The 26239-nt window shown below is 42.5% G+C and carries 36 protein-coding genes; 13 read left to right on the top strand and 23 right to left on the bottom strand.

The window, feature by feature from the left end:
* The first annotated feature begins 86 nt into the window (after positions 1 to 86).
* Both D081_RS09935 and D081_RS09940 read left to right on the top strand, forming a co-directional pair.
* Entirely contained in the window at positions 87 to 1601 is a 1515-nt protein-coding gene (locus tag D081_RS09935; protein ID WP_085024023.1) for a DNA methylase, read from the top strand.
* Positions 1598 to 1783 carry a hypothetical protein gene (locus D081_RS09940; protein ID WP_085024024.1) on the top strand — a complete coding sequence of 62 codons (186 nt, stop codon included), beginning with the start codon at positions 1598 to 1600 and terminating at the stop codon, positions 1781 to 1783. Before D081_RS09935 ends, D081_RS09940 begins: the two co-directional genes overlap by 4 nt.
* A 66-nt stretch (positions 1784 to 1849) precedes the next feature.
* On the opposite strand, the gene D081_RS09945 is transcribed toward D081_RS09940, so the two are convergent.
* Together D081_RS09945 and D081_RS09950 are read right to left on the bottom strand one after the other, a co-directional pair.
* Complete coding sequence (locus D081_RS09945) at positions 1850 to 2494, bottom strand: YSC84-related protein (protein ID WP_085024025.1); 645 nt, start codon at positions 2492 to 2494, stop codon at positions 1850 to 1852.
* Between the two features lie 1313 nt (positions 2495 to 3807).
* Positions 3808 to 4293, bottom strand: coding sequence for a hypothetical protein (locus tag D081_RS09950; protein ID WP_085024026.1), 486 nt, complete (start codon positions 4291 to 4293; stop codon positions 3808 to 3810).
* Positions 4294 to 4675: 382 nt separating this feature from the next.
* On the opposite strand from D081_RS09950, the gene D081_RS09955 reads away from it, so the two are divergent.
* Positions 4676 to 5251, top strand: coding sequence for a cellulose binding domain-containing protein (locus D081_RS09955; RefSeq protein ID WP_198941988.1), 576 nt, complete (start codon positions 4676 to 4678; stop codon positions 5249 to 5251).
* Positions 5252 to 5490: 239 nt separating this feature from the next.
* On the opposite strand, the gene D081_RS09960 is transcribed toward D081_RS09955, so the two are convergent.
* The 4 genes from D081_RS09960 to D081_RS09970 form a co-directional block, all read right to left on the bottom strand.
* Positions 5491 to 6051, bottom strand: a complete 561-nt coding sequence (locus tag D081_RS09960) for a Nif11 family protein (RefSeq protein WP_085024027.1) — start codon at positions 6049 to 6051, stop codon at positions 5491 to 5493.
* Positions 6052 to 6104: 53 nt separating this feature from the next.
* Entirely contained in the window at positions 6105 to 6203 is a 99-nt protein-coding gene (locus tag D081_RS12555) for a Nif11 family protein (RefSeq protein WP_143272190.1), read from the bottom strand.
* A gap of 164 nt (positions 6204 to 6367) precedes the next feature.
* A complete protein-coding gene (locus D081_RS09965) occupies positions 6368 to 7699 on the bottom strand; it encodes a phosphatidylserine decarboxylase (protein WP_085024028.1) in 1332 nt (443 codons plus the stop codon).
* Between the two features lie 362 nt (positions 7700 to 8061).
* Complete coding sequence (locus tag D081_RS09970; protein ID WP_198941989.1) at positions 8062 to 8244, bottom strand: hypothetical protein; 183 nt, start codon at positions 8242 to 8244, stop codon at positions 8062 to 8064.
* 385 nt (positions 8245 to 8629) lie between these two features.
* Here D081_RS09970 and D081_RS09975 point away from each other — a divergent pair, with 385 nt between their 5' ends.
* From D081_RS09975 to D081_RS09985, 3 genes are all read left to right on the top strand, one after another.
* On the top strand, positions 8630 to 8986 hold the full coding sequence (locus D081_RS09975) for a cupin domain-containing protein (protein ID WP_085024029.1): 357 nt from the start codon (positions 8630 to 8632) through the stop codon (positions 8984 to 8986).
* 72 nt (positions 8987 to 9058) lie between these two features.
* Positions 9059 to 9490 (top strand): Rrf2 family transcriptional regulator, encoded by a 432-nt coding sequence (locus D081_RS09980; protein ID WP_085024030.1) that lies wholly within the window; start codon positions 9059 to 9061, stop codon positions 9488 to 9490.
* 194 nt (positions 9491 to 9684) lie between these two features.
* A complete protein-coding gene (locus tag D081_RS09985) occupies positions 9685 to 10185 on the top strand; it encodes a pyridoxamine 5'-phosphate oxidase family protein (RefSeq protein WP_085024031.1) in 501 nt (166 codons plus the stop codon).
* Between the two features lie 552 nt (positions 10186 to 10737).
* Here the strand turns inward: D081_RS09985 and xerC are convergent.
* Both xerC and D081_RS09995 read right to left on the bottom strand, forming a co-directional pair.
* Positions 10738 to 11940 (bottom strand): tyrosine recombinase XerC, encoded by a 1203-nt coding sequence (gene xerC / locus D081_RS09990; protein WP_085024032.1) that lies wholly within the window; start codon positions 11938 to 11940, stop codon positions 10738 to 10740.
* A 397-nt stretch (positions 11941 to 12337) separates the two neighbouring features.
* A complete protein-coding gene (locus tag D081_RS09995; protein WP_085024033.1) occupies positions 12338 to 12640 on the bottom strand; it encodes a helix-turn-helix domain-containing protein in 303 nt (100 codons plus the stop codon).
* A 225-nt stretch (positions 12641 to 12865) separates the two neighbouring features.
* Here D081_RS09995 and D081_RS12955 point away from each other — a divergent pair, with 225 nt between their 5' ends.
* From D081_RS12955 to D081_RS12690, 5 genes are all read left to right on the top strand, one after another.
* Positions 12866 to 13081, top strand: coding sequence for a helix-turn-helix domain-containing protein (locus D081_RS12955; RefSeq protein WP_143272191.1), 216 nt, complete (start codon positions 12866 to 12868; stop codon positions 13079 to 13081).
* A gap of 32 nt (positions 13082 to 13113) precedes the next feature.
* On the top strand, positions 13114 to 13425 hold the full coding sequence (locus tag D081_RS10005; RefSeq protein WP_158087635.1) for a helix-turn-helix domain-containing protein: 312 nt from the start codon (positions 13114 to 13116) through the stop codon (positions 13423 to 13425).
* A 127-nt stretch (positions 13426 to 13552) separates the two neighbouring features.
* Positions 13553 to 14122, top strand: a complete 570-nt coding sequence (locus D081_RS10010) for an N-acetylmuramoyl-L-alanine amidase (protein ID WP_085024036.1) — start codon at positions 13553 to 13555, stop codon at positions 14120 to 14122.
* A gap of 5 nt (positions 14123 to 14127) precedes the next feature.
* Entirely contained in the window at positions 14128 to 14976 is an 849-nt protein-coding gene (locus D081_RS10015) for a GIY-YIG nuclease family protein (protein ID WP_085024037.1), read from the top strand.
* A gap of 187 nt (positions 14977 to 15163) precedes the next feature.
* On the top strand, positions 15164 to 15523 hold the full coding sequence (locus tag D081_RS12690; protein WP_158087637.1) for a polymer-forming cytoskeletal protein: 360 nt from the start codon (positions 15164 to 15166) through the stop codon (positions 15521 to 15523).
* Positions 15524 to 15888: 365 nt separating this feature from the next.
* Here D081_RS12690 and D081_RS10025 read toward each other — a convergent pair whose 3' ends face one another.
* On the bottom strand, positions 15889 to 16392 hold the full coding sequence (locus D081_RS10025) for a hypothetical protein (RefSeq protein WP_085024039.1): 504 nt from the start codon (positions 16390 to 16392) through the stop codon (positions 15889 to 15891).
* Positions 16393 to 17211: 819 nt separating this feature from the next.
* Between D081_RS10025 and D081_RS10030 the strand changes: the two genes are divergently transcribed.
* Positions 17212 to 17679 carry a pyridoxamine 5'-phosphate oxidase family protein gene (locus tag D081_RS10030; RefSeq protein WP_085024040.1) on the top strand — a complete coding sequence of 156 codons (468 nt, stop codon included), beginning with the start codon at positions 17212 to 17214 and terminating at the stop codon, positions 17677 to 17679.
* A gap of 169 nt (positions 17680 to 17848) precedes the next feature.
* On the opposite strand, the gene D081_RS10035 is transcribed toward D081_RS10030, so the two are convergent.
* Positions 17849 to 18253: a GNAT family N-acetyltransferase gene (locus D081_RS10035; RefSeq protein ID WP_085024041.1), complete on the bottom strand. Its 405-nt coding sequence runs from the start codon at positions 18251 to 18253 to the stop codon at positions 17849 to 17851.
* Positions 18254 to 18572: 319 nt separating this feature from the next.
* Positions 18573 to 18719 (bottom strand): hypothetical protein, encoded by a 147-nt coding sequence (locus tag D081_RS12695; protein ID WP_158087638.1) that lies wholly within the window; start codon positions 18717 to 18719, stop codon positions 18573 to 18575.
* Positions 18720 to 18999: 280 nt separating this feature from the next.
* Here D081_RS12695 and D081_RS10040 point away from each other — a divergent pair, with 280 nt between their 5' ends.
* Positions 19000 to 19323: a hypothetical protein gene (locus tag D081_RS10040; protein ID WP_143272192.1), complete on the top strand. Its 324-nt coding sequence runs from the start codon at positions 19000 to 19002 to the stop codon at positions 19321 to 19323.
* Positions 19324 to 19892: 569 nt separating this feature from the next.
* Here D081_RS10040 and D081_RS10045 read toward each other — a convergent pair.
* The 12 genes from D081_RS10045 to D081_RS10095 are packed head-to-tail and all read right to left on the bottom strand — an operon-like array spanning position 19893 to position 26161.
* Entirely contained in the window at positions 19893 to 20177 is a 285-nt protein-coding gene (locus tag D081_RS10045; protein WP_085024043.1) for a hypothetical protein, read from the bottom strand.
* Between the two features lie 33 nt (positions 20178 to 20210).
* Positions 20211 to 20513, bottom strand: coding sequence for a hypothetical protein (locus tag D081_RS10050; protein ID WP_085024044.1), 303 nt, complete (start codon positions 20511 to 20513; stop codon positions 20211 to 20213).
* A 4-nt stretch (positions 20514 to 20517) separates the two neighbouring features.
* Positions 20518 to 20760, bottom strand: a complete 243-nt coding sequence (locus D081_RS10055; protein ID WP_085024045.1) for a hypothetical protein — start codon at positions 20758 to 20760, stop codon at positions 20518 to 20520.
* A complete protein-coding gene (locus D081_RS10060) occupies positions 20757 to 21548 on the bottom strand; it encodes a metallophosphoesterase (RefSeq protein WP_085024046.1) in 792 nt (263 codons plus the stop codon). The genes D081_RS10055 and D081_RS10060 overlap by 4 nt, the downstream gene beginning before the upstream one ends.
* Positions 21545 to 21793: a hypothetical protein gene (locus tag D081_RS10065; protein WP_085024047.1), complete on the bottom strand. Its 249-nt coding sequence runs from the start codon at positions 21791 to 21793 to the stop codon at positions 21545 to 21547. The genes D081_RS10060 and D081_RS10065 overlap by 4 nt, the downstream gene beginning before the upstream one ends.
* Before the next feature lies 1 nt (position 21794).
* Positions 21795 to 21968 carry a hypothetical protein gene (locus tag D081_RS12700; RefSeq protein WP_158087639.1) on the bottom strand — a complete coding sequence of 58 codons (174 nt, stop codon included), beginning with the start codon at positions 21966 to 21968 and terminating at the stop codon, positions 21795 to 21797.
* A gap of 58 nt (positions 21969 to 22026) precedes the next feature.
* Entirely contained in the window at positions 22027 to 22995 is a 969-nt protein-coding gene (locus tag D081_RS10070; RefSeq protein WP_085024048.1) for a DHHA1 domain-containing protein, read from the bottom strand.
* Between the two features lie 32 nt (positions 22996 to 23027).
* Positions 23028 to 23522 (bottom strand): HAD domain-containing protein, encoded by a 495-nt coding sequence (locus D081_RS10075; RefSeq protein ID WP_085024049.1) that lies wholly within the window; start codon positions 23520 to 23522, stop codon positions 23028 to 23030.
* A gap of 44 nt (positions 23523 to 23566) precedes the next feature.
* Positions 23567 to 24262, bottom strand: coding sequence for a hypothetical protein (locus tag D081_RS10080; RefSeq protein WP_085024050.1), 696 nt, complete (start codon positions 24260 to 24262; stop codon positions 23567 to 23569).
* Positions 24263 to 24277: 15 nt separating this feature from the next.
* Positions 24278 to 24541, bottom strand: a complete 264-nt coding sequence (locus tag D081_RS10085) for a hypothetical protein (protein WP_085024051.1) — start codon at positions 24539 to 24541, stop codon at positions 24278 to 24280.
* A gap of 25 nt (positions 24542 to 24566) precedes the next feature.
* Complete coding sequence (locus D081_RS10090) at positions 24567 to 25454, bottom strand: ATP-grasp domain-containing protein (RefSeq protein WP_198941990.1); 888 nt, start codon at positions 25452 to 25454, stop codon at positions 24567 to 24569.
* Positions 25418 to 26161 (bottom strand): hypothetical protein, encoded by a 744-nt coding sequence (locus D081_RS10095; RefSeq protein ID WP_085024052.1) that lies wholly within the window; start codon positions 26159 to 26161, stop codon positions 25418 to 25420. Before D081_RS10095 ends, D081_RS10090 begins: the two co-directional genes overlap by 37 nt.
* Positions 26162 to 26239 lie beyond the last annotated feature (78 nt).

The following is a 26239-nucleotide window of genomic DNA, read 5'->3' on the forward strand; positions in this document are numbered from 1 at the left end:
TCTTGAAACCGAACAGTAATTCTGTTATCATATATGTGAAACGTATATTCTATAATTAATACTCAATCCCATTGGAGGCCGGAAACATGGAGGAAAAGACTTATATTGCCATAGATTTAAAATCCTTCTATGCCTCGGTGGAATGTATTAAGGATGACCTTGACCCCCTCACCACCAACCTGGTGGTGGCAGACAAAAGCCGTAGCGGGAAAACTATCTGCCTGGCAGTTACTCCGGCCCTGAAATCTCTGGGGATAAAAGGCCGCCCCCGCCTTTTTGAAGTAGAGCAGAAGGTGAAGGAAATAAACCACCGCCGCCGTGCCATGGCTCCCCGGCACAAATTTACGGGAACTGCCACCAACATCGTGCAGCTTGAGAACGACCCGTCCCTGGCCCTTGATTTCATCATTGCCAGGCCCCGCATGGCCCTCTATGTGGAATTCAGTGCCCAAATTTATGGTATATATTTGAAATACTTTTCTCCCCAGGACATCCACAGCTACAGCGTGGACGAGGTATTCATTGATGCCACCCCATATCTGAGCACCTACCATGTCACCGGCCGTGAGCTGGCCCTAAAAATAATCCATGATGTCCTGAAAAACACCGGCATTACCGCCACCGCCGGTATCGGCACCAATTTGTATCTGGCCAAGGTGGCCATGGATATTATGGCCAAGAAAATCCCCTATGACCAGGACGGATTCCGTATTGCGGAGCTGGACGAAATGAGCTACCGCAGGGCCCTGTGGACCCACACCCCAATTACAGATTATTGGCGGGTGGGCAAGGGCTACGAAAGGCGGCTGCGGGAAATCGGGCTATATACCATGGGGGATATTGCCCGCTGTTCCATTGGCAAGGACTACGAATACCACAACGAGAATTTACTCTATAAGAAATTCGGCATCAATGCCCAGCTTCTCATTGACCACGCATGGGGATATGAACCATGCACCATGAAGGCCATCAAGAAATACAGGCCCGCATCCAACAGCCTCAGCAGCGGCCAGGTGCTTATGAGCGGCTACACCCATGAAAAGGGGCGGCTCATTGTCTGGGAAATGGCCGATGTCCTTGTGCTGGATATGGTGGATAAAGGGCTGGTTACTGACCAGATAGTTTTGTATATCGGCTATGACATCGACAATGTGAAGAATGGCCAGTACACCGGAGATACCCATACAGACCATTATGGGCGGAAGGTGCCAAAGCCCGCCAACGGTTCCATCAACCTGGGGCGGCATACTTCTTCCACTGCCCTAATAACCAAGGCCGTGCTGGAGCTTTTTGATAAAATCACTGACCCCCGGCTCCTGATCCGGAGAGTCAATATCACGGCCAACCATGTAATCAGTGAAGAAGCCATGAAAGAAGAAGCCAACAGACCGGAGCAGCTGGACCTTTTTACAGATTATGAGCAACTGGACAGAGAACGAGCCAAGGCCGAAAAGCAGGAGGCCAAGGAAAAATCCCTGCAGCACGCCCTTCTGGACATAAAGCACAAATATGGCAAAAATGCCATACTGAAAGGTGCCAACCTTCAGGAAGGAGCCATGACCATTGAAAGAAATCAACAGATAGGAGGCCATAAGGCATGACCGACAAAGATAATCCTTATGCTGACATCATCGACTTACCCCGCCCAGTGTCCAAGAAACACCCGCCTCTGACAATGGAACAGCGGGCCGCCCAGTTTGCCCCCTTTGCTGCAGTAAACGGCCACAATGAAGCCATAACCAAAACTGCCATGGCGCATGAAAAGGGTATGAAGCATCAATAAAAATTCAAAACCTGCCAGAGAACCAAAAAAATGCAGCCCGAGGGCTGCATAATTTTTTTAAAACTATTACTTTATTTTCTTGCCAGTATCATCGTATTTGTTCAGTTCCTTGTCCGGGTAAATCTTCGTCCCGTTAATGGAGGCCTCCAGTGTCAGGCCTTTTGTTGTCATCTGATATACCCAAATGCCATTTGCCGCGATAGAGGCGCCATCAATGGAATCTCCTGTCATTCCATCTGTAGCTGACGCATCCGCCGAAGCAGCAAATTTTACATCACCGGAAATAAAGGAGTGCCACGCCGTCTCCGTTCCTATGACAAAAATCAGGTCATATTCTTTCACGCCAAGCCCCAGGCCGACACCCATTTCCTGCATGCGCATATAGACCTTTTCGCCTGTCTCATTGTTTACGGCCACCCCTCTGCCGTGGGAGCTGCCGAAAATACCCAGCTTCATCCCCGTATTGCTCAAGGTTGCGTAGGCGTAACAGTTCTGAATTACCCGCTGTGCCGACGGAACCTCCTCATATAGATTGGTCAGTGCCTTGGTGGACAGATCGTTAATTTCCCCACGTTCCTTCATAACCTTGTTCACGTCAGCTGCCAGGACAGTGGACGTCATCAGGCATAACATAAGCACCGATAACATACACATCAAAGCTTTTTGTATTACACCATTAAAAGATAAATCCGGATTAATCCCTCTGTTCATTATTGACCTCCTCTTGCACAGAAATATAAAACCACTTATTCCTATTCATATATTATACTCTCTAAAATTAAAAAATTCCTAAAAAAAATTTGTATTATGAATTTATTTGTTATATACTATGTCTAACCCGTTTATTTCCTATTCGGGTGCTTGTTTTCGTTACCCTTTTTGTTATCCCACTTCTTTACCAGCTGGCAAAAGCCAGCACCAGCTATATGTTTGCCCCTTCCAACTTACATATAGCCACTCCCTTAAAAAAGCTGCCATGGTGCAGCTTTTTTTATTTTTCTCGCATAATTCATCATACAATATTTCCTTATAACGCCATTGTTCAAATTTTTCTTCTTTCAGAAAAAAAATCTTCCAATTAGCGTTTCAACGAGCTGGGAGATATGCTCGCCAGCTGTTGCAGTTTGTTTTCCCCCACCTAAAGAGGTGGGGGGCATCTTAAAGCTCGTTATATTTTTTGTAATAGATTGGATTTTAAATCGTATGTATAGACAGGAAACAACAAAAAACCACTTTTTATCATAAATGATAAAAAATGGCTCTCCTTACATACTCTCTCATGAGCGGGTTCCCCGACCCGTCCCCTCCAAAGAAGCCGACTGCACACCCGGCTTCTTTTAGTTTCTAAAAAAATTTTGGTAATAAAATATTTTTAGAAAGTTTCATATGTAAACTATTGTTCTTAAATTATTAGTGAGTTATAATTAATTAACAACAGAATTTTTCTTTGTCGTAGAATCCTTTCCAATTGGTGTATTGCTTGTGTACACCAAGCTCCTTTCTTTATCGGGCTATTGTTTCCCATTTTTTCAATAGCCCGTACACATCTCACCGGGCTGCATTTTGCAGCCCGCTTTTTTGTCCGGACGTAAGCTGAATTTCATCAAACTCCAACCATAGATCTGAAACAAAAGAAGAGGCTATTGCAGGCAAGTGATACGCTCACTTATGCAACAGCCTCTTTAATTATGTCTGATTTACCGGAGCTTAGCATGGATTTGACCTCTATGTTTTCTTCTTTCTGTCCTTTATATCCCCGAATTATGAAATATGTTATATTTTTTGAAATTTTTTCGTAGTGCGAAAGGTGTGGTCCATTTTGTATTATATTAGTGCCCATGTTCATATGTATGAGTTTTTTGGTGGTGTTTCAAAAATCCTAATACCGGACAACTGCAAAACCGCAGTGTTGCATGCAGCAGTAAGTGGCTTGGTTTGTGGCGGCCTCCTTCGTCCCCCTTTTTACAATTAAATAACCCCTGTCTGTTACTTGAAGCAACAAACAGGGGCTAGAGAAATCTACTTTAGTGATGAAATCTAAAAACAGATATTTTTCTTACAACATTATCTTTAATATAAAATTCCAAAGCTAAATATGGTGGTTTATCTGTGTTCTCATAGGCATAATAGGTTAATATATGGTCGTAAAAAAGATTATCTCCATATATAGTATCATCGGGATTACCATAAGTCAGAAGAACATTATTGGCCGGACTTCCGACTGTAATGCCATCAGCTGTTTTAACGCCATTTTGAGCATCTATATATATTTCTTCAAAGGTTGGTGAGCAATAAAAAGACTCTCCAAAAACATAGTAGAATTCAGGCTGTGCTTTTGACACACGCTTTATATATACTTTCTTTGCTGGTCCATAAACGCTCTCTGCATATTGTAGCGAACACCCAGGAGCAAGACCACCTAAAACAATTCTTGATGCTGATATTTTAGCAAAACATGTAGCAGCAAACAGCGAAACAACAACCAATACAAAAAGTATTTTATTTATCATATTCCAGACCTCCTATTCCCCTATCTTCAAAAGCAATTCATCAATACCGTTTCCGCTGAAAAATACAACTTTCTTTTTCAGCCTGCAGGCCCGCTCAACTCCTTGTACCACTGGGCATGTGCCATATAATAAATTTCGAACGATTTTCGCACGCATTTTAAACTGTCAAAACCGCTTGTTTACTGGCTTGGTGTTCATAAGTACAGCCATTTCAAACGTATTTCGCACGCATTTCAAACGCATTTTGAACTCTTAAAACCGCTTATTTACTGGCTTGGCGTCCATAAGCACAGCCATTTCAAACGTATTTCGCACGCATTTCAAACGCATTTAGAACGAAGAATGAAAAACGCACATCAAATATGACGTTTTAAAGGATCTAATGCAATTTGTAAAGTGGGCGGATTATTATTGGGGAACAGCTGCTAAATACAGCAATGTTGCAATGGTTCTCTGGGATAATAATATCTATGATAACAACTCAGCAGGCTCGGATGGGGAGTGCCACAGATACATTGATAGAATTACATTGCAGTGGACAGTTCCGGAAATCATCAGTGCAATCATGAAGCACGTTGATGGAACGCCATCCACGATTAATGGCAAGGTGATTCCAACACCAACTCCAAAACCACAGCCTACTCCTGCTCCAACACAGAAGCCTGTAGGTGCCGGTTTAAAGGCTGAGTACACAATCAATAATTGGGGATCAGGTTATCAGGTATTGATCAAAGTAAAGAATGATTCATCCTCGAAGGTTAATACATGGACCGTTAAGGTAAATAAGAAGGATGTAAAGATTGATTCAAGCTGGTGTGTAAATATTGCCGAAGCTGGTAATTATTATGTAATCACACCAATGTCGTGGAATTCTTCCATTGAACCAGGAGCGTCTGTAGATTTTGGAATTCAGGGCAATGGTTCCATTGGTTCAACCGTTGATATAACAGTTGAGTAAGAAAAATCCTTATTTGACGACCCGGACTATGAGCGGACCATTGCCCTTAAATCAAAAAAGGATATGCTATCCTATACCCACAGCTCAAGTGCCTCTGATGTTTGACGTCTTTATAATGATTTTGTAGCGACTTTACATAATAGAAATTTGTGCAAAAACAGGGAGCATATGATGAAAAATCATCTAATATGCCCCCTGTTTAGGGTGATTTAATTCAATGCTTTAGTTTAAGTTTTCGCTTAAGACCTATAGCTTAGCTTCTTAAAATCTCTCAATAAGCTCTCAGCCTGTTCATGTCTTCCAGCCTTTCTGAGCATGCCTACTGCAACATCAACGGTTGCTTTTGCCAAATCATCACCTAGTGGCATTACATTTTTGTACACGAAATAAGCGATTTGAGCGGAATTACAGCCTTTTTTAACCATTTCACCAACCTCAGTGGCGGCCGATATTACCTTCACTGGTATAGCAATTGGTTTAAAAATAGTTAGTCCTATTCCTTTTATGAACCCCCCAACAGACCATCCACCAGCAACTTTATCCAGTTCATCATCAGTAAGTGTTTGTCCTAAAAGGTGATATTCTTCTAAAGTGAAGGGTAAATTCTCCGCTTCAGCCAATGGCTGAAGTACCTCTGCAAAATATTTGTCATCATAGTCCTTTCTGTCAATTTCTGTGGCAGATTCCGGTGGCATGGGATGTTTTTCGCAATAAATGTTGTCTGCTTCTTTTAGTTTTATTGCAAGCTCCTCGTTCTCTAATGCCTTGTTAAAAAACGCTTTTACATTTTCAGTAGACATATTTTTTTCCTCCCTTTAGTTGTATTTTTTTATTTTTGCTTTAAAGTCCCATTTTACTCTGCAAAATCCTTATCCAGTGTATTGAGCTTCTCAGCCAAAGCCGCATCCTGTGCCAGCTTCTCATAAAACTTTCCTACGTTTGCCTTTGCCATAATATTTTACTTAAAATCTTTGAGTGTTGTTTTTCTTTGTCCTTTATATCCCCGAAGTTTGAAAAGTGTTATAAATTTTTTTGGCAATAATTATCCACACTGATTAAAAATATTGCAGTAATGCCCCCACTGTTTCAATGAGCCACTGTTTAGATCTTAGCTGGTTATTTACCCAAAAATCTCCCATATTCTTCCCTACAGAGTACATGACGATAACCTGCAGAATAACCGCCTTTTTCACCTTTACCTACAGACAGTTTAAAACCGGATTTACCTTCAAACAGCATTACACAGTCGGAACCACCGAATAAGAAATAGCCCAGTTCATCCCCTTTTTTCACTTTTGTCCCCGGCTTTATGGTTTCAATAAAATTAACACTGGAAACCTGCCCCATCCCCACTGGAATAACGGCCACCATTCCATAGTCTGTCTTTATAAGAACACAGCCTCTTGTTTCCACACTTTGCCATGAAAGTGAATTTGATTCCAAAACATACAACTCTTTGTTCTTGTCCCAATAAACAACTCCTCCAACCGCATTGGCATAAGGAATTTTATATACTGCTTCAACGACTCCGGACACAGGGAAATGATATCTGTGATAATCATCATAATTTAGATATGTATGTGTCAATATTCCGTTGTGAAATAATTTCGCGTACTCAGCTCCCGGCTCCCCCAGCAGCTGCTCAACAGACACAAAATTGGAATCCTTAATTATTACACCGTCTTCCCGTTTAATAGAATCGGCATAGAACCTTCCGGATTCATCGATATTCCACACGCCCTGGGGAAGGGAATCCGCAGGTGAAACAACAACCCTATCATCGTTAGGTTCGGCAATCGGACGGGCATTTCCATTTGACAGCTTTCTGGAGAAAAATTCGTTGAATGAATGCCAGTTATCCGGTGATTCATACCACCCCTTATCAAGATTCCAGGATGGATCACGAAGAAGCATATCCAAGTACTCCTGTTTCCACGATGCTTCTGAATCCAGGAAATCCCGCCATGTATTGTTGTACTCTGTCAACCACGTATATATTGGTTCAAGGTACTCTACAGACGGATAGAACAGCGCTTTGTCCTTAAGCTCCTCCAGTGGTTGATCCAAAAGCCAGTACACATAGAGGATGCTTTGATCACATTTTGTGGAAAAGTTTCCGTATCGTTCCTCCGGCATGATATTCCAAGGCATACAGGTTACTGTATAATCCAGGAAACCATAGAGCTCATCCAAAGATTGCACTGGATTGGTTTTCCTGTCCGGATTGATAATTGATGCCTGCTTAATAGACTTTTCCACCAATATTCGTATATCTGGATTGTTAATCATTAACTCCCTGAAGCTTGTGGAGGCTTTTGGCCGCCCTACAGACGTTGAAATACCTGATGGCTGTTCAGCTTGCGCAGCTATAGCCTGGCTTATCCACAGCGTACTCATTGCCAGCAATAAGGCACAAAGCCATATTGCCACAAAGCTTTTTCTTTTCATAATAAAATCCTCCTCATCTAATCTTGCAATATCTCTTTAACACTCCGGTTTTCTCAGTTTTTCATAATTATATAATTATCTAATGTCTGCTCAATAATGCCTTGTCTTACACAATTCTATCAACCCACAGCGTAATCCTGCAAAAACAGGATATTTCTTTCCAGCTGCACCAAATTTCGGGCACTACCTCCCTGGCCAAAAGAGTAATAGAACGGTTCTCTGGGATAATAATATCTATGATAACAACTCAGCAGGTTCAGATGGGGAGTGCCACAGATACATTGATAGAACTACATTGCAATGGGTGGTTCCAGAAATCATCAGTGCAATCATGAAGCACGTTGACGGAACGCCAGCTACCATTAATGGCAATGGTTCCATTCGTAATGATGGGTTACATGACTCTCAAAGTCATTATCCGCAATATAGGTAAACTCCCCAACGATTATATTAGGATTTTTTATTATTGGTTTCACATATATTTCTTTATCATATCCCGCTATGGGATGAATAACATTGGGATCAGGATATTTTTTGCTTCCCATGGATATTTCCCCCTAAATAGTGTCATGCAAGGTAATTCGACACCTAGATTTATTTTCCCTTTACTGGATGCCCTGATACTGGAAATCCGCAAGGAACACTCATAAAGCAATTCGAAAATCTGCCGTATCGCAAATTACAAAGCCAGTAGTTATGCAGTATGGCAGGTTTCTTTTGCGCCTGGTACAGCCAAAGTACAGCCACAAATAATGTCATGAAAATCTGCGCCCCAGTGATGACGAAGCAGGCTCTGCTAAAGGCTCCCGCCCTACAAAAAATATTTTTTAAATCTTTGTTGTAACTGTTGACATTACAACTAAATAATGTTATTATCTCATTGTAATCAAGTTAGTTACAACATTAATTCAACTTTAGGAGGAAAACAAAATGAAAAATTACAACAAAATTAGTGTAGCAAATGATGCAAGAACCGAATTACATGACAACTTACAGCTTACCGGGGCTGAAATCAGCGTCAACAACCTTCCAGCCGGAGCCAGTGTTCCTTTCGTTCACTATCACAAAAAGAATGAAGAAATCTACTTCATAGTCAGCGGCAAGGGCAAAGCTGTAATCGATGGTGAAGCTGTTGAGTTGGCAGCCGGTGATTGGCTCCGTATCTCCCCTGCTGCCCGCCGTCAGTTCTTTGCCAGCCCAAATGAAGCAATCAGTTTTATTTGTATTCAGGTTCGGGAAAATTCTTTGGAAGAATATACTGCAGAAGACGCACTCATTGAAAAATAAGTATAATTGACAATATAGACTCATTGTAATACCATAACTTACAATGAGTCTTTTAGTTTAAGGGGAATTGATATGCAGTTTTCATTTCGTATGCCGGTTGCAGTACAAATATTGTTGTGCGTCGCCAAATTTGACGGTGTCTTTAAAACCACCTCTACCTTTCTGGCCTCCAGTGTAAATATCAATCCTGTTATTATCCGCAAAACTCTGGGCCAGCTAAAATCTGCCGGTTTAGTTGAAGTAGCCGCAGGAGTAGGCGGGGCCAAGCTTACAAAACAACCTTGTGAAATTACATTACAGGAAATATTTAATGCTGTTGAAGATGATGAAGACTTGTTTCATATTCAGGATAATCCTAATCCCAACTGTCCTGTAGGGCGAAATATACAACAGGTACTTGGCAATAAATTATCCGTAATAAAAAATAACATGCTGGATGATTTTGCCAAAATAACACTGGAAGATTTACTTGATGACATTAATAAAGCTGAACAAAGCAGATAGTATAATTTTCATTATGCCCTGATACTGGAAATCCGCAAGGAACACTCGTAAAAAATAATCCGCGGGCCGTGCCTAAATTGGTGTGGCTCCGCGGATTTTTTAACTCCATTGACACATAATTATAATATGCTATACTTTCAGACAAAGTTATATAATCGTTGCCGTATGAAAACATTAGGTTTGGAGTGATTATTATGTTCAGGGAAATGAGAAGAAAAAACCAGCAGTTATCTGCTGACGAATGTATATCCATATTGGAAAAATCCACCTCAGGGGTGCTGGCCGTATCTGGTGATGATGATTATCCTTATGCAGTGCCTCTTTCCTTTGCTTATGTTGATAATAAATTGTATTTTCATGTTGCAAAAAGCGGTCATAAGTTGGACGCCCTGCGTAAAAACCCAAAGGCTTCATTTTGCGTAATAAATCAGGATAACATCGTACCAGCGGAATATACTACATATTTTCGCAGTGTAATTGCTTTTGGCACTGTTCGGATAGTGGAGGACAATACCGCTCCGGAAAAACGCCTGGCATTGGACATACTTGCAGATAAATACTGTCCACAGGAAACTATTGAAAGCAGAGAAAAAGAAATCGGAAAACTAATGTCAGCTCTGTATGTGCTGGTAATGGATATTGAACATTTAACAGGCAAAGAGGCTAAAGAACTGGCAGCTACGCGCCCCCATTAAAGCAAAGGGAACACTCTTAAAGCAGTCAGTTAAACTGCCGCCCCGCAAAGTACAAACCCAGTAGTTGCGCGGTGTGGCAGTTTTCTTTTGCGCCTGGTACAGCCCTAAATATAACCGAAAGTACAGCCAAGTAATGCCAGTTTTTTTATGTTTATACACCAAAATTGCATTATCCCCCATTCCCCACTTTTGCCTTTTTTTCCCCATAAAATTGGGACGGGCTCATTAATTTTGTAACAAAAAATCTTTGTGGGTGTACAGCGGGTGTACAGCCACAATTTTGGGGCAAAAAGAAAAGGCTTCCGAATGCTCGGAAGCCTTGATATTACTGTGGTGCCGAAGGCCGGACTCGAACCGGCACGTAATTGCTTACGGCAGATTTTGAGTCAATGTCGACCATGTGTTCTCCTATGTTGTTTCGTGTCGAATGGTGTCGAAACCCAGTAATTTCATGGGTTTATCACCTATATGAAATGTTGTCCCATGTTGTTTGGTTGTGTTCGCTTTTGAGCCCACTGCTGTCTTTTCGCTGTCAGGTGCTGTCAGCTGCTGTCACTTAATCAGCTTCTTGAAGCGCTCGTCTACCCAGTCCCCAACCCTTGAAGCATCTTCATCCTCAATGTGGGTGTAAGTATCAAGAGTAATCTGAACATTGCTGTGACCAAGCTGGCCCTGAATATCCTTTACATCGAAGATATGGGACAGCTTCATGCTGGTGGCCATGTCATGGCGCAGATCGTGGAATCTGAATTTCAAATCTTTCTCCCGGCATATCCTAGAATAAAGGCTGGAGAACACATCCGGGTTATAATACCGCCCGTCATTGGTGGTAAATACCATTTCCGGATGCTCCCAAGTTTTGGAAGCAAGCCGTATTGCGGCCTGCTTCTTTTTATATTCCATCAGTTTCACACAATAATCAGCAGAGAGTTTCAGCTTTCTCACGCTCTTTTCTGATTTGGTCTTGTCAATGTAAATCCTGCGTTTCTTGGTTTCAGGATCCTTGTCACCGATGCCCATGGCCTTGTCAATAATAACTGAACCGCCAGTAATCTTGCCATTATCGTCCCGCTTGATGTCGAAGCTGTCCCAGGTCAGGGCCAGCAGTTCGCTCCTTCTGAGGCCTGTTATATATTCGGTGTATATGGCCATCTGCCAACCATAAAATCCGGCAGGATATTCAAGCAGCGTTTTCCAATCCTCTATAGTAGGCTTAACAAAAGGCCTCTTGGCTGGCTTCTGGGGAAGCTCCAAAAATTCCGCTGGGTTGTCCACTATAAGATGCTCCTGCCTTGCCCGCTTGAAGGCCTGTTTTATTACAGTGCGGAAATACTGACAGGTACGATATTTGTCCGTCCCAATTACCTTGTAAATGACATACTGGAGATCAGAGGTCTGCACCTTGTCCAGCTTCATGTTCCCAATGGCATTGATGCAGATATCCAGTATTCCCCTGTAGGATACCTGGGTGTTCTCCCTTAACTTTGGAACCTTATAAGTATCGAACCACTTATTCAGCCAGTCCTTCACGGTCATTTTGTCTGCATCCACATGAAGGTTGTGGGAATATTTTTCCAGCATCTGCTTCACATAGGCCAGGGCTTCCTTTTGGGTTTTGAAATACTTTAAAGGTCTGCTTATTTTCCCTGTTTTTGGGTCAACCCCTGCTGTAACCTGTGCCACCCATCTTTTTCTGTCCTCACGATAGAAAACAGTTCCTTCATTGTGTGCCCGCGCTTTTTTCTGACTTCCCATTCTTTAATGCCTCCTGTCTTGCTTATAAATACTTAATAACCCATATCGTTTTAAAATCTGCCACATACACGGCTGAAAAATACCACAAGACCAATAACCGTGTGGATAATACCAGATTTTCGGTGGATAACCCCAGAATCCATGTGGATATTACAAAAAAACATGTGGATAATCCCATTAATCTTGTGGATAATCTGTTAATAAACTGTTGATAACTTCAAAAAGTGGTACATGTAGTGGTTCATGTAGTAGTACATGTACTGGTCCATGTAGTGGTACATCTAGTGGCTCATTATGAACCTGTGGATAGTCGCTAGGCCTTGCAGGGCAAGGGCTCCAGCAACCCCTAATATAATATAAGACTATATAAGACAAGACAGTAGTATTAGTAAGCGAGTTATTTACCGCCCAGTCCTTCAACAATAGCCATAATATTCTTCTTCTTATCAGGGGACAGCTTCTTTATGGCATTGGCTATTTCAGCCACTTCCTTGTCCGGCTTGTAGTCGGCGAGATAATCAAGGGTGGTGCTGTAGTAGTCCGCCATCTTGCATATCATTTCCAGCGATGGTCTGGCATAATCCCTTTCGTAATTGTTCAGTGTAGATTTGGGAATACCCAGTTCTTTGGCAGCCTCAGCAATGGATAAGCCCTTGCCTTCGACTCTTAAACTCTTAATTCTTTCACCAAAGGTAGTCATCAGCTTGTTCTCCTTAAATTTTTTTCATGTTGTTTCGTGTTGTTTCATGTTGTCCGATATCAATATACCATAATTTGGTACAGTTTGTATAGAGGTGTTTTAAAAAGTGACATAATTTTTGTGGACAGCCCATAGTCCATGTGTTATATTTGTTTCAGAATCAAGAACGGTTTATTTGGTAATGTATTAGAACCAGATAAACCTAAAAGAGAGGTATTAATGATAATGGAACAGAAAAACCCAATGTTTGTTAGTGTCAAGGACTTCGTTAAGTATTCAGGACTCACGGAATACTGCGTCCGCAGACTTTTGAGAATAGAGGAATTTCCCAAATTCAGATACGGCCACACTATACGGATTCCACTGGAAGCCGCCCAGCAGTGGCTTCTGAACAGTCAAGGTACAGATTTGGACACCCTGTACCCCGCTTGCTATAAATAACCATGGCAAGGGGAAAAACAAGGGGCTGGATTATGGAGCTGAAAGAGTTTTACATTACCCACAACTCCGACAGGATAAGCCCCAATGCTCAGGCCATGTGGCACTATCTCATGTATCGTGCCAATCAGAACTGGTGGCATTATCCCCTTTGTCTTAATGTTCCCGAAATGGCCTTTGCCCTTAAAATGTCCACTGCCAGTGTGAAGCGGGCCAGGGATGAACTCACCAAAAAGGGGTATATTAGGTGGGAATCCCCCGGTGGTGCCAGAGCTGCCAGATATTATATTATGAGCCGGACCGGTTCAAAATATGCAGGGCAGGAAGAAAAGGAACAAAAAGAATAATACGCGATATATCACCCCCGGAAACAGCCAAAAACTTTTCCTCACTCCTTATATTATTTTATTTAATCGTTTCGTTACGCAGTGGCTACTTCTGGGGGTATATGTTATATGGAAGGAAATGATAAAAATGAAAGTATTTATAAATCCGGGCCATGCCCCAAATGGCAATCCCGATCCTGGGGCAATTAACGATTTTTTCAGAATCCGCGAGGCTGATGTGGCCATGGCCATAGGTGAACAAGTGAAGCAATATCTCATAAAAGCCGGATGTGGTGTTAAACTTCTGCAGAGCAATAACCTTTATGGGGAAGCTGCTGGAGAAAATATCATCCAGAGTGCCAACGACTGGGAGGCGGATATTTTCGTCAGCATCCACTGCAATGCCTTTGATAAAACAGTCCGCGGGGCGGAAACTCTGGTGTATGATTTGACCAGTGACGGCCATGAACTTGGAAAGTGCATCCATGCCCAACTAATTGAGGAAATGCAGGATATTGACTGCACCTTTCCCGACAGGGGAATTAAAACCCGTCCCCTTCTGGCGGTGCTTCGCTCCACCATTATGCCAGCGGTACTGGTGGAAACTGCCTTTATAGATAACGACTACGATGCCCTGCTTCTTATGAACCACCAGCAGGAAATAGCCGCCGCCATTGCCCGCGGCATTACTGACTACTGGGTACAAAAACAAGGATAAAGCCTATGATCACCACAGCAAAAACCATTCAAATGCTTTTATATGACGGGGATTTAAGCGGGGTTATGTATATTGAGGATACTTCGTGGCAAATTGGGGCCATGTTTTCATCCCCCAGAGAATCCATTGATGACCTTATCGAAAAGGCGGACTGCAAGCGATACGGGGTCTATCTCCTTTTATCCGAGGAACAGGTCTATGTGGGACAGGCCCGGGATTTGGAGAGAAGGACCCGCCAGCACCTTACGGACAAAAGCTGGTGGGACCACATAATCCTTATGACCACCAAGGACGACAGCTTCAATGCCTCAGATATTGATTATCTTGAATCCAAGCTGATTGAAAAGGCCAAAGATGTGGGTACCGCCTATGTTGACAACCTTAAAAACGGCAATCCCCAGAAGGTTACGGCCTTTCGTGAGGTGGTGCTGGGGCGGTATTTGGAAGAAGCCCTGTTTCTGCTGAAACTTATTGGGGTAAATGTCTTTGAACCCATAAGGAGAAAGCGCACTACTCCGCCCCTTCCCGAAGGAAACCTCTCCGTCAGTGACTTTGTAAAGACCGCCATTATTAACCTTTTGGCTGCAGGGTATGTGTTCAGTGATGAACAGCTAAAATTATATGGCTCCGTGGAAGGAAGCAAGGAATATACCCACCGGGCCCTGCCTATTCTTTGGCTACTAAAAGACGGGGAATCCCGGGAAGATGTGAAAAAGAAAATCCGCCAGCGGTACTGGAAGGATGTATTTTCCAGCGGCACCCAGCGGTTTCTGATGTTCTCCCAATGGTTCAGGGACGGCACCAATTACGGTGCCCATAAGGATGATTTTATTCGCTGGTATGGGAATCTTTGAAAAAAGAAGGATATTTTTAACCAATGTTGAATATATACCATGCTGGGCGGATAGCCCAGATTGCAGATTTTTCATAACATTTCCTGCATTTTCCATTATCGCAGGAGCTTTTGCCGGTAGTATTTGCCGGCCCTTTTTTTCCGGTAACAAAATGGCTTACATTTTTTTTGACACAGGGGGTACAATTATGTTTGATAATTTTAAGAAAAATGTAACCAAAAACGACATCAATACGATTATAGATAAGGGAACAACTATAAAAGGCGACATCAACGGCGAGGAAAATATGCGGGTTGACGGCACCATTGAGGGAAATATCAATCTGGGCGGCAGTGTGTATATTGGTGAATCAGGCTGTGTAATTGGAAATATTACGGCAAAAGACCTTACTATATTTGGTGTGGTGCGAGGTAATGTGAATATCAGCAACCGCCTGTCTATCTGTGCCCGTGGCCAGCTTGAAGGAGATATGATTACCAGCAGCCTCAATGTGGAGACCGGGGGCCAGTTCAATGGCTACAGCAAAATGACCGTTTCCCTGGCTTAAAATTGATGAACTAGATCTGTTAAACCCGCTCCCAGCAGAATAATCTACATAAAAACTCACTTAATATGGGTTTGACAGGTCTTTCATGGGCACTTTGTTCTTGCGGCAAGGTGCCTTTTTTTCCCCCCGAGCCCACAGCTTATCCACAAAGCTATTCACAGCTGTGTATTGTTTTACATCATTTTAACCAAAGGCTCTGTCTTTTAAGGCGGAATTGTGTATTGTTTTGTTACATTTGCTCTTGTAAGGATAGAGGCATCTATGGTAAAATTATTTTATGCTATAATTTCACTCTATTTTGCTGACTCCCACGCCAGCAAAAAGGGGAGCTGCATTCTGTCGCAGCTCCCCGTTTTTTTATAAATTTATTTTACGCTGAAATCATGCTGGCAATAGTATTCGTCGTGATACCCATCAGGGGTTCCCTTCTTACGATACCATTTATTGGACAGCCCTGCCAAAGTACTGTTATCCATTTTCTCCATATCCAGATTCCTGGCGGCATCCCGATACAGCCTGTATTTGGCAACCCTTTCAAAATACTTTGTACCATAAAGAGGATTTGTGTGTTCCACGCCAATCACGACCTCGATATACTCAAATTTCATATTACGATATTCTCTGGAATAGGCCTTCTTAAACATCTTGGCCGCCAGATCGTCGCAATAATCCTCCGTAGGATAATCAACGGACTCCAAAATCACCTCATAAAATGGCTGACGAAAATTTATGTTAATATGGTAGAATTTGCCATTATCCAAAGCCACCTTGTCAAGGGCATCCTCCAAAGGTACTGAACCGCATCCGGCAATAAGAAGCGCAAGGACACAGCATAATATTAAAGTAATTTTCCTAAATAATTTATGCATCCCTGTCACCTCCTATAAATTCCTCTGCCACATATTTATTTTTTTATATATGTTCTATATAGTATGTTAAAAATCCTTTATTCTTTGTTTGATGAAATAGTTGCACCATGTAACCGCATGTGTTAAAATTCATTATAGTAAAATTTTATTCCAATTCTGCTGGGGCTCCACTCCAGCAGTCCCTAAAGCCAGTCCTCCAACTGGCTTTTTGAAACCTTCCTAATTTATGTAAACACAATATAGGCACTCCTGCTGGTCCCCACACCAGCAGGGAAAGAGGCTGGTCTTTGACCAGTCTTTTTCATTTTTGTTAGAATAATACTGTTCTGATAATACATTATAGTTATAGTAGTGACATATCACTCCTTTCGCCGGCCTTATGGCCGGCACTTCTTTGCTTATTGTAAATACAGTTGTAAGACATAACCTTATATGATAAAATTCATTTATACCATTCCATTTGCTGGTCCACTCCAGCAAATACTAAGCCGGTACTCCATGCCGGCTTTTCCCAGAATATAAAATTTTCTACATATACTCTCAACACTCCTGCTGGTTCCCTCCAGCGGAGAAAAAGCTGGTCCTACGCTCAGGCCAGCTTTTTTCTTGCCTGAAATTTGCGCCAGGCAACTTTCTTATGGTAGAATATCCGCATATTAGAATACTTACTTACACAGATTCCCCGTGGGGTACCAGAGCCCTACGGGGGAAAGGGCCGGTCTTAGGACTGGCTTTTTTCAATGTCCATATATGGTATAATGTCGCTACATATAATAATCAATATCCCACTTGTTGATGAATATATTGGAGGTATGAACTATGCGCCGTAAAGACCGCGAAGTAACTGATTTAACAAAGATTACAGATATTCTTAACCGCTGCAACACCATACGACTCGGTATTCATGGCACAGACTATCCCTATGTTGTTCCACTATCTTTCGGACTGGAAATTATCGACAATACACCTATTGTCTATTTCCACTGTGCCCAAGAGGGACTAAAAATCGAACTACTGGAAAAATCCCCAAATATTTGTGTGGAAGGGGATATTTTTCACAAAGTAGAAAAAACAGAAAATGGGATCACTACCCGTTATGAAAGCATTATTGCTCAGGGTAAATGCGAATTTGTAACAGCCCCTGATGAAATAAAGCATGGACTCCGCCTTATCAACCAACATTACGGTTACGATGATTACCCATTGGAGCGGTGTAAGGGGCTTGCTCATTTAAAGATTGGAAAAATAATACTCCATAAAATCACTGGAAAACGAAATCTTGCTTAGTTTATATTTTCCCGTGGGGTACCAGAGCCTTACGGGGGAAAGGCCAGTCTATGGACTGGCCTTTTTGCATTGGCAAAATTAAAGGAGCCGCCCATGGGCAGCTCCGTGTGTGTATTTGAGAACATTCGTTAGAATTGCATTTCAAATTCTACTTAGAAGGGTGTATTGTCTAATACTTCGATTCCTTAACCATAGCACGATTATTCAAAACTTTATATCCGAATTTATCATATAGTCCGTGTGCATCCCTTGTAATTAAAACACCTCTCAGCCCTTTATATTCTGGCAATGCCTCGATATGTGATACCAAAGCCGTACCAAGTCCCATGTGCTGATATGCCGTATCAACAATTACATCGCATAAGTAATAAGTTGTAGCATAATCACTGATAACCCTTGCAAAACCCACCAGCTTTTCCTCGACATCAAGATAAATCCCATAGCAAGCAGAATTACGCATAGATTTTTCAATGTTTTCAAGCGGACGATTCTCCGCCCAGTAAGTCATCTTTAGAAGCCTAACGACATCATTAATTTTCAAATTCTCTGCACCGTCGATAATTCTGTATTGCATAATATGACCTCGTTTAATAGCTATTTATTGGGGGCTGTATTGTTGGAAAAATTATAGCATGATGTGGCAGTTCTTGCTATCAATTTATGGGTGGGATGTATGCCGGGTGGTGGGGCGGCGCTCTCTTTCCGGGTCTGTGTGCTGCCCCGTCGTCCGGCTGCGACGGGAGTGAAACGACATAGTCCCTTCAGGGAGTGGGGGCGACGCGAGCAAAGCGAGCTAGTACCCGAAGGGTAGGTCCCGAAGGGTAGGTCCCGAAGGGTATTCTGGGCGGAGGGCGGGGTAGACCCGTGAGGGATAGCTGGCACGAGTGGACATCTTACTTTCGATAAATGTGGTTATCGGAACCATTGGCCCCCGGAGCATAGCCAGGCGTTCCGATAACCTCTCCGGCGTTTATCGGAAGTAAAATGGCCTGCCTTATGAGGTTGGAGGCTCCTTCCCAGATGCCAAAAACGGATGCCAAGAAGGTGGCTCCGGCCCATACTCATAGGCCCACACTTGGAGCTGGCACCAAGAAACATGACTACAATGTATCAAAAAAATGTGCTGAAAATTGGCTTAATTTTACTGTACAATTAGGTCATGTATAGCAAATTAAAAACTGTACAAAATGGTATTATGTGCAAAAATGTACAGCAGAAAACCCTATGTATTGTGGCATCAAATACTGGAATGTACAGAAGAATATAGGCTAACAGCAGGAAGTAAAAACCTTATACTATAAAGTCATGTATTGGAAGGCCTTGGTTCGTTCCCGGCTTCGGGGCCTCGTGGGGGCCCAGGGAAGCCGTACTTTATTGCGTGGCCATGCTCTGGGGATTTCCGCTTTAAATGGCTTCTGCTGTGGCAGAAGCCGTCCTTCCGCGGAGGGTGAGGCTATGGCTTGCCATGGCCTCATCTTTCGCTACTCTCTGAGATATGGCTGGAACTTTTTTCCGGGGGGAGGATATAGCCCAGCTTTGATGGGATATATGCTACCCTCCGGGGCCGACACTTGGAGAAGTGGTTTTGGCAGTGCTGCCGCCCCAGATAAAAAAGTGGTAGCTCTGCCTCTACTGGCCCTATAGTAGGCACTGGCCAAAATACCGACTGCTGTGTATGGGTTCTGCTTGCAGGTTCCATGCTCTGCTGTTCGGGTCATCACTTAGAGTCGGGGTAAGCGGTGACTGCTTGCAGTGACCGCAATACTAGCCCAGTAGTTGGCACTGGACCACCTTCCGGCGGCTGGGTATGCTCCCAGCTTTCTTCAGATACTGTCAGGGCTTTTCATGGCATAGCCGGAATCCGTGATGTAGGCATGACAGGGAAAGACCTGGGGCCAATGCTGCTGGGGGTATACTCTGCCGTCCGGGGCACCTTCTCGAGTCGGTGTTTCAGACGCTGGAGGTGGCTGACCGCACGTATGGGAGGTCTGACACCGCAAGCGGCTCACTTCAATCAAGGCACCCTAGTTTTTAAGAGTGTGGGTGGTCTCCTTTTATTATATAGGGCACACAATATTACTCATTGCTGTTCCCACACCAGCAAAAAAAAGGCTGGTCACTGGTCTTTTTTTTTGCCCAAAACTAAAGGGCTATTCTCTGAGTTGAGAATAGCCCCGTGATTTTTATTTAGTTGAATGGCCCACCAATTCAATTCAGCAGGTCGTATTGGTTAATAACTGAGACTTACATGAATGGGTGCCTTCATCAGAATCAGTCCAAATAACATCAATAATTTGCTTTTTAATAACCTCATCAAAACTTAATAACATAAAAGCTGGCCCAAATTGTTCATATCCCTCGGCTCCATAAATAATAGTGTTATCCTTTACTTCCAAAATAACACTACCAGACCGCTGGCAAATGTCTTTAATTCTTTCCTCCATTACAGCCATATCAGCCTTCTTTGAAAAAATCAATTTCATGGTATATTCCATCATAACCATCCTCTAAAAATAGGGTTATATTGCTCATTAAGTATAATTTTTCAAAATATCATCCAGACAAGGATAAGTCCCATCAAATGGATCAGTACAATAAGCGCCTATAAGATTCTCCTTGAAGTAGTCGTCATACCGTATATCAAGTAAAGCAGGGCTAAATGTTTCAAAAGAATCCGCCCCCAAAGTAATCGAGTTTTCTGTGTGTTTTAAGAGAACAGTTCCATTTTCATTGCATATACCCTCAGCTTTTTGCAATATCGTTTCCATCTTGGCTTTTGGGGAAAAAATCAGTTTTAATGTATATTCCATTTCCTTAGCAAAAATCATTTTCATGGTATTAGCTACTCTTTAAAACGAACTGAAACACATACCATATACCTTGCTGAGTGTATGGTTTTGGAATTGATACTTTAACCTTCTTTATGTCATATTTATCTTCTAAAGAGTGTTCTGTAAGAAACTTATTCATTGAATCATACAAGCCGTCTTCATTACAACTACAAATACCACCGAGATCTGCACCGTTTGCTTCTGCGTTTACTATTATACGATTGATAAGCTCAATAGTTTTAAGATTCATAATCTCAAATCCTCCATAACATCCTCAACAGTATCAAACGGCCCAACTACATTTCGCTTGTTATTTACATCATTCATAGCCCTCACAGTTTCGGGATTTGGAATATACTCATCCAGTCGTATTACCCTGTTATAAAGACAGGTGAATTTGCCGAAATCCCTGCTCTGGTGCCAGTGGCCGAAGAACCACCGCTTAAATTCTGGCTTGTGGTTGTATATTAGCTGAAGGGCCCTTTCCACAGTGCTGTAGCCTATTGGTTTTAGGTGAAACATGGGATTTATAAGGTCAATGGGGCATGTATGGGTAAGGATATAGTCCACCTTGTTGCCAGCATTTTCAAGATTATCCACGGCCTCGTTGAACTCCGCCCAGGAAGGCACCTCCTGGGGCCACCAGCTCAAGCCCTCTCTGCGGTGCTCCTTGTCGGTGGAATCCGCTCCCCCCAGCACGAAAAAGGTCTGGCCCTCTATTTCATAAACCTGTCCCCGCATAAGGTGGATAATGCTACCATCTTTATGAACCTTGCCCCCATGCCATTCGCTGACTTCCATACTGTTTATCCAGTCATGGTTTTCGTGATTTCCGTCCAGCCAAAGGGTAGTCCATGGCTTTTCCTGCAGCCACTTGTGCCAGTGCCTAAAGGTCTTGTCCTCATGCCAGTAAAGGCCAAAATCCCCCAGAATAATGACGAAATCATCCTTGGTCATTTCCGCCTGCTGGGGAAACAAAGTAGTATTCAGTTTAGATATATCAAGGGGAATATGTGTATCCCCGGTTATGTAGATCATGGTTTCTCACCCGCTAAAAATGCTCTCAGTTGTTTATCGGGAATATCGCAGTTCCTGACAGCCACATCAAGAGCCCCGCCATTTTCCAGCTTAATATCATCACTTTCACACATCTCTCCACTGCAATAAGGGCAATAGAAGCAATAGTCCTCCATTAAATGCTGTAAAGGCTTATCCAAATGGGATTTATATTTGGGAGATAGAAGGTATTTTTTGAATATCTCCTTGGTAATTGTGATAAGCATGCTACAATTCACCCTTTTCTCTGAGTTCTTTTCTTATATCATCAACGAATTTTATGGCTTCTTCCTCTGTTAGCAGTCTTCCATTTGCTTTGATGAAAGATTGTCGACAAGACTCAATGACCTCAGATATTGGGCGATTACTGCGTTTAAATTTCTTCTGTTCTTTTTGGTCCATGTTGACGCACCTCCTCAACCTTTCCTGTAAACAGTCAGCCCAGTGCGGAATATCTCTATTACAAATTTTCCTTTGTTTTCCCTATTTCAATTACCTTGCCCATTTTGCCAAGTATGGCTTTGGCGGTTTCTTCGGCAATGCCCGATATATCCCCGCCACTGGCCTTGGGATGACCACCGCCACCATAAAACTGCTTCATTATTTCGCCAAGATTCAGGTCGTTTCGTATGGTGCGAACTTCTATTTTGTCGTGATTAAAATTCACCATGAAGGCAATATCCACGCCGTATTCCTCACATATTTTATTGCCCAGGGAAGAGGTGTATCTACTGTTATTGTAAGTAAGACAGAAGGTGTATTCCTTACCCTCACTTTCTAGCTTCCCTTTAAATGCAGTTTGCATAAAGCCGCTTACATCCTTGGCTTCCCTTTCAGCCTCATAGGCAAGGATAGTCCGCTCATACTCATTAAATAGGGTAAGCTCGTTTAAATCCTTTTTGGCCAGGCGCTCCGTGAAGGCTTTCACAGTGTACTGCAAGCCCAGCTTAAATACCATTGTTGCCAAATATTTTGGCATCTGGCTGGGATACTTGGCATATTCCCATGTATCAAAAAGGCGCACCTGCTCAATGAAAAAATCTCTTTTAGTAATAAGCCCCTTGTTCTGCAGATATCTGTAAAACAGCTCCGCCCCGCAGGTAGGTCTGCCATCCAGCATTTCAGTCACAGTGGCCCACTTATAATCCTTGAAGGATTCCACTGCTGTTATATGGTGATCAAAGAGCTTTATATGATTGAGAATTTTGGGGTTCTGCAGCCTTACTTCCTCAATATCAAAGCTGCAGTCCGTAACAAAAATCCCCTCATAATCCTTGTATTCCGTTCCCATGGCTATCAGCTTTTTGGTGCAGTCATTGGGATTATTTAGATATGTAATATCTGTATTGCCCTTGTAGGCAATATTGGCCAGTACGGCACAGGCCGCCCCGTCCATATCAGTATGGGTCAGTAATTTATATGGTTTCATTATTAATTATTCCTCCCGCTAAGTGGACAAATTCACTTTCCCCAAAAGAAGCTCATTATCCTCTGCCAGCCTGATTTATCACTGTTTATCAGCTTTTTGACATCTTCCTTGGTAAAGCCTCTGGCAGCATTGGTGTAGTAGATATTCAGCTCCGGGGCGGTTTTAAACAGGGATTTGTCATCATCAAAAACGATATAATCCCTGATATTATGCGCCTTGCAGTAATTCAGTACGCTCCGCCCCCTGTCCAGCTGGTCAAGCTCCTCAGTCTTATCCAATATGCGGATTTTCTCAGGGGCCATGGCGTGAATTAACTCCTTTATATACACTGCATGGTTCCCGTCACTATTAAAGCCCGTTTTCCAAGAAGAAGTAAGGACAATGCCCACCTCATGGTTATACTTCCCGTTAAGATAGGTCATATATTCAAGAAAACAGCTGATACATTTGCTATTTAAGGTGAAAGGGCGCTTCCAGTCCATTTCAGTGTTCAGCACCCCATCCACATCCAGAAATATGTAAAACATAAAATCACGATCCTTATATGATAGTTTTTAATTGATAGCTGCCATCAGACCTCTTTTAATATATTTTCCAAACAAGATTCAGCGCCTTCTTTCTTGTCAAACCAAATAGCTTCTACAAGATATGGCTTTATTTCTTCAACATAACCTAAACGAACATACGCGACGGCATACTTTTCAAACTCCGTAGCCCCATAAATGATGGTGTTATCTTCATACTTGATAATTCCGCATCCGCTTTTAAGACATACTTCCCGTATACAGCCTAGCATTTCTTCCATATTAGCATCCGGGGAGAAAGTCAACTCCATAGTATAATCCATCGCTTTTCTTGCTGGCGGTGCCAATAATTCAGGTTCTTCATTCAAGTCAAAGCAGTCGCTACGGCGAAGATACTCTATCAGGGCATCTGGATTAGCGCATAGCTTTCTGATTTCATCCTCTCTTGGCAACAGCACCACATGTTCAAGGCCGTCGTATTCCTCAATGCGGTAGTTGTACCCATCTGGAACCTCCGCGATTTTTAATTTACAATCTGGGGCTGCAGCCTTTTCCTTTAAATCAGTTATGGTTTTTATGAGATTAGGATCGTCCCTGCCCAAATAATAAATAACGCCATTAACGCCCCATGCCCGTGGATTATCAATAGACAATTTAATGGGACTAAAACTGTTATAGTATTTTGCCCCTTCCTCCGACAAGGTAAAAGCACCATAACTTTCATTAATTACGATTTGCTTCATAAAATATCACCTTTTCTATTCTGAAGTACTTGCTTGGTTCAGGCGTTCTTTTATTTCATCCTTCAGCTCTTTTAGTATTTCCTTGTTATCAATAATAAATACAGAATTATCATCCATATTTACACATTCATTTCCTTCTAACATTGCCAAACATTCAAAAACATCGACCAACAAAAAGGAATCCAGCTGCTTTATTTTTTCTGTTCTTTCCTGCTGACTCATAGCTAGAATCATCTGATATGTTCTGACGGTATTTACTATTGTGTGTTTTTCTTTCATAGTAACAGCCCCTTCCAAATATTCATCAGCTAAAGGCCAGATACAGTGACCTATAGAAAGCCCTGACATCTTGGCGGTCGGATAAGCCCGATACACTGCCATCACCTGTTTCAATTACCTTCCACGAGCCGTCAGCCAATTCCGCATAATCCACGGTATAAAAAGGACTTTCCACTGACTGGTATTTTTTCAGCATTTGCGCTGGCGGTGCGGGAGTGAAGGTCCCCTGACCGGAATTTGGTTCAAAGGAAATCATTTCATTATTGGCATAAAATGCCCTGTATTCATTGGTCTTCCCATCATATTTCTTCAGATTGAGATATTCCTTGATACATATTCCCCCAGTCAGAAGATCACCGCGGTATTTGTAAAATACCTCCATCCAGTGATCAAAATCCTCCTGGCTAAAGGAGCTATCAAAGAATTTCGGGAAATCCGACCCTTTAACCGATTTGACAAAATCCTTCACCATAAACCACGGAAACTCCTTTAAAACAGAGGATATCTGAATTGGCTCATGTAGCTTGAAGCAGAGAATACGGGCACTGTCCTCCTTTACGTAGGGATAGGCATTTGGGAAAACGTGAAGCCGCCCATATTCCTCTGGGCTAGTGGTAAGGAGAATATTCCTCTCCTTCAGTGCTTCATAAAACTGGGCATATTTCTCCGGCTGCATCATCCAGCCACGATAAACAGCCTTGGAGGCAGTCTTTGGCAAATCACCGGAAAGAATCATTTTTCCCTGCTGAAACCACCCTTCATAGCTAAAGATGAGAGGCATAAGGTTTGGCTGCTCCAGCACTGCCCTATATTCATTTTCAAAGTCCCCATCCACAACTGAAGGATTAAAATAATCCGAAGGGAACAATACTATACTTAAACGTTGCTTTTTCTTATCATATATGGATTCCATTCTATAAGCTCCTCATAACACTCATCACAAAATGGTGATATCCAGCGTAGGTTACCCCGCATGGTTCCTTCAGCCCCGCACATGACACAGGTATGTTCACTCAGTTCAACATATTTACTTTTAATCTGCTTCAATTTGGCATGGCGGCTGCAGTCATTATCATACCAACGGAGAGAACCAAACTTTTCCTTGATCTGCTTAACCCAATAGCCCTCCAGCATATTTTCTTCAAAGAGAAACGCCTTAATTTCCCTGCATATATCCTCACCAAATGCTTTCTTCCAGCCCTTTGGCATAGGGTCCAGCATGGTACAGCTGTAATCCTCCCCGTCCAATATCTCCCCGTTTTCACGTTTTCTTGGTATAAGGAAAGGATATTCCTTCATTAATCTTTTATTTTCCTTAATACTCTCCTCTGTCTTATCCTCGGCGCATTCCCAGATAACATTCTTAAGGTTGCAGATATGACGGATATGGTCATCTGCCACATCCTCGGAAAAGCCAACCTTGTATATAACTCTTCCGCTGGGCAGATTCATATTTATAGTGTTAAACCTGTCTTTTTCCACATCCCACTGCCTGACAAAGACACGGACATACTTCTCTCCACTATCTGATGTCAGTATATTTGAGAAAGTTATTTTAGTACCGTCAGGGAAAGCTATATATTCATGTCCTTCTTTAAACGTTGAAATTCTATCCACCATGCTCCCCCCTGAAAACCTTTATTTACCTAATATTATCAAAGCCGCAAAGCCTTATCAATCAACGTTTTGACTGTGTTT

The sequence above is a fragment of the Anaerovibrio sp. JC8 genome (genome assembly GCF_002100115.1).
In the GTDB taxonomy this organism is placed as follows: domain Bacteria; phylum Bacillota; class Negativicutes; order Selenomonadales; family Selenomonadaceae; genus Anaerovibrio.

What these genes read in the sequence shown, in the direction of transcription:
- D081_RS09935 (WP_085024023.1), top strand. Translation starts at nt 87, where the DNA reads ATGGAGGAAAAGACTTATATTGCCATAGATTTAAAATCCTTCTATGCC.
- D081_RS09940 (WP_085024024.1), top strand. Translation starts at nt 1,598, where the DNA reads ATGACCGACAAAGATAATCCTTATGCTGACATCATCGACTTACCCCGC.
- D081_RS09945 (WP_085024025.1), bottom strand. Translation starts at nt 2,494, where the DNA reads ATGAACAGAGGGATTAATCCGGATTTATCTTTTAATGGTGTAATACAA.
- D081_RS09950 (WP_085024026.1), bottom strand. Translation starts at nt 4,293, where the DNA reads ATGATAAATAAAATACTTTTTGTATTGGTTGTTGTTTCGCTGTTTGCT.
- D081_RS09955 (WP_198941988.1), top strand. Translation starts at nt 4,676, where the DNA reads ATGCAATTTGTAAAGTGGGCGGATTATTATTGGGGAACAGCTGCTAAA.
- D081_RS09960 (WP_085024027.1), bottom strand. Translation starts at nt 6,051, where the DNA reads ATGTCTACTGAAAATGTAAAAGCGTTTTTTAACAAGGCATTAGAGAAC.
- D081_RS12555 (WP_143272190.1), bottom strand. Translation starts at nt 6,203, where the DNA reads ATGGCAAAGGCAAACGTAGGAAAGTTTTATGAGAAGCTGGCACAGGAT.
- D081_RS09965 (WP_085024028.1), bottom strand. Translation starts at nt 7,699, where the DNA reads ATGAAAAGAAAAAGCTTTGTGGCAATATGGCTTTGTGCCTTATTGCTG.
- D081_RS09970 (WP_198941989.1), bottom strand. Translation starts at nt 8,244, where the DNA reads ATGGGAAGCAAAAAATATCCTGATCCCAATGTTATTCATCCCATAGCG.
- D081_RS09975 (WP_085024029.1), top strand. Translation starts at nt 8,630, where the DNA reads ATGAAAAATTACAACAAAATTAGTGTAGCAAATGATGCAAGAACCGAA.
- D081_RS09980 (WP_085024030.1), top strand. Translation starts at nt 9,059, where the DNA reads ATGCAGTTTTCATTTCGTATGCCGGTTGCAGTACAAATATTGTTGTGC.
- D081_RS09985 (WP_085024031.1), top strand. Translation starts at nt 9,685, where the DNA reads ATGTTCAGGGAAATGAGAAGAAAAAACCAGCAGTTATCTGCTGACGAA.
- xerC (WP_085024032.1), bottom strand. Translation starts at nt 11,940, where the DNA reads ATGGGAAGTCAGAAAAAAGCGCGGGCACACAATGAAGGAACTGTTTTC.
- D081_RS09995 (WP_085024033.1), bottom strand. Translation starts at nt 12,640, where the DNA reads ATGACTACCTTTGGTGAAAGAATTAAGAGTTTAAGAGTCGAAGGCAAG.
- D081_RS12955 (WP_143272191.1), top strand. Translation starts at nt 12,866, where the DNA reads ATGGAACAGAAAAACCCAATGTTTGTTAGTGTCAAGGACTTCGTTAAG.
- D081_RS10005 (WP_158087635.1), top strand. Translation starts at nt 13,114, where the DNA reads ATGGAGCTGAAAGAGTTTTACATTACCCACAACTCCGACAGGATAAGC.
- D081_RS10010 (WP_085024036.1), top strand. Translation starts at nt 13,553, where the DNA reads ATGAAAGTATTTATAAATCCGGGCCATGCCCCAAATGGCAATCCCGAT.
- D081_RS10015 (WP_085024037.1), top strand. Translation starts at nt 14,128, where the DNA reads ATGATCACCACAGCAAAAACCATTCAAATGCTTTTATATGACGGGGAT.
- D081_RS12690 (WP_158087637.1), top strand. Translation starts at nt 15,164, where the DNA reads ATGTTTGATAATTTTAAGAAAAATGTAACCAAAAACGACATCAATACG.
- D081_RS10025 (WP_085024039.1), bottom strand. Translation starts at nt 16,392, where the DNA reads ATGCATAAATTATTTAGGAAAATTACTTTAATATTATGCTGTGTCCTT.
- D081_RS10030 (WP_085024040.1), top strand. Translation starts at nt 17,212, where the DNA reads ATGCGCCGTAAAGACCGCGAAGTAACTGATTTAACAAAGATTACAGAT.
- D081_RS10035 (WP_085024041.1), bottom strand. Translation starts at nt 18,253, where the DNA reads ATGCAATACAGAATTATCGACGGTGCAGAGAATTTGAAAATTAATGAT.
- D081_RS10045 (WP_085024043.1), bottom strand. Translation starts at nt 20,177, where the DNA reads ATGATGGAATATACCATGAAATTGATTTTTTCAAAGAAGGCTGATATG.
- D081_RS10050 (WP_085024044.1), bottom strand. Translation starts at nt 20,513, where the DNA reads ATGAAAATGATTTTTGCTAAGGAAATGGAATATACATTAAAACTGATT.
- D081_RS10055 (WP_085024045.1), bottom strand. Translation starts at nt 20,760, where the DNA reads ATGAATCTTAAAACTATTGAGCTTATCAATCGTATAATAGTAAACGCA.
- D081_RS10060 (WP_085024046.1), bottom strand. Translation starts at nt 21,548, where the DNA reads ATGATCTACATAACCGGGGATACACATATTCCCCTTGATATATCTAAA.
- D081_RS10065 (WP_085024047.1), bottom strand. Translation starts at nt 21,793, where the DNA reads ATGCTTATCACAATTACCAAGGAGATATTCAAAAAATACCTTCTATCT.
- D081_RS12700 (WP_158087639.1), bottom strand. Translation starts at nt 21,968, where the DNA reads ATGGACCAAAAAGAACAGAAGAAATTTAAACGCAGTAATCGCCCAATA.
- D081_RS10070 (WP_085024048.1), bottom strand. Translation starts at nt 22,995, where the DNA reads ATGAAACCATATAAATTACTGACCCATACTGATATGGACGGGGCGGCC.
- D081_RS10075 (WP_085024049.1), bottom strand. Translation starts at nt 23,522, where the DNA reads ATGTTTTACATATTTCTGGATGTGGATGGGGTGCTGAACACTGAAATG.
- D081_RS10080 (WP_085024050.1), bottom strand. Translation starts at nt 24,262, where the DNA reads ATGAAGCAAATCGTAATTAATGAAAGTTATGGTGCTTTTACCTTGTCG.
- D081_RS10085 (WP_085024051.1), bottom strand. Translation starts at nt 24,541, where the DNA reads ATGAAAGAAAAACACACAATAGTAAATACCGTCAGAACATATCAGATG.
- D081_RS10090 (WP_198941990.1), bottom strand. Translation starts at nt 25,454, where the DNA reads ATGGAATCCATATATGATAAGAAAAAGCAACGTTTAAGTATAGTATTG.
- D081_RS10095 (WP_085024052.1), bottom strand. Translation starts at nt 26,161, where the DNA reads ATGGTGGATAGAATTTCAACGTTTAAAGAAGGACATGAATATATAGCT.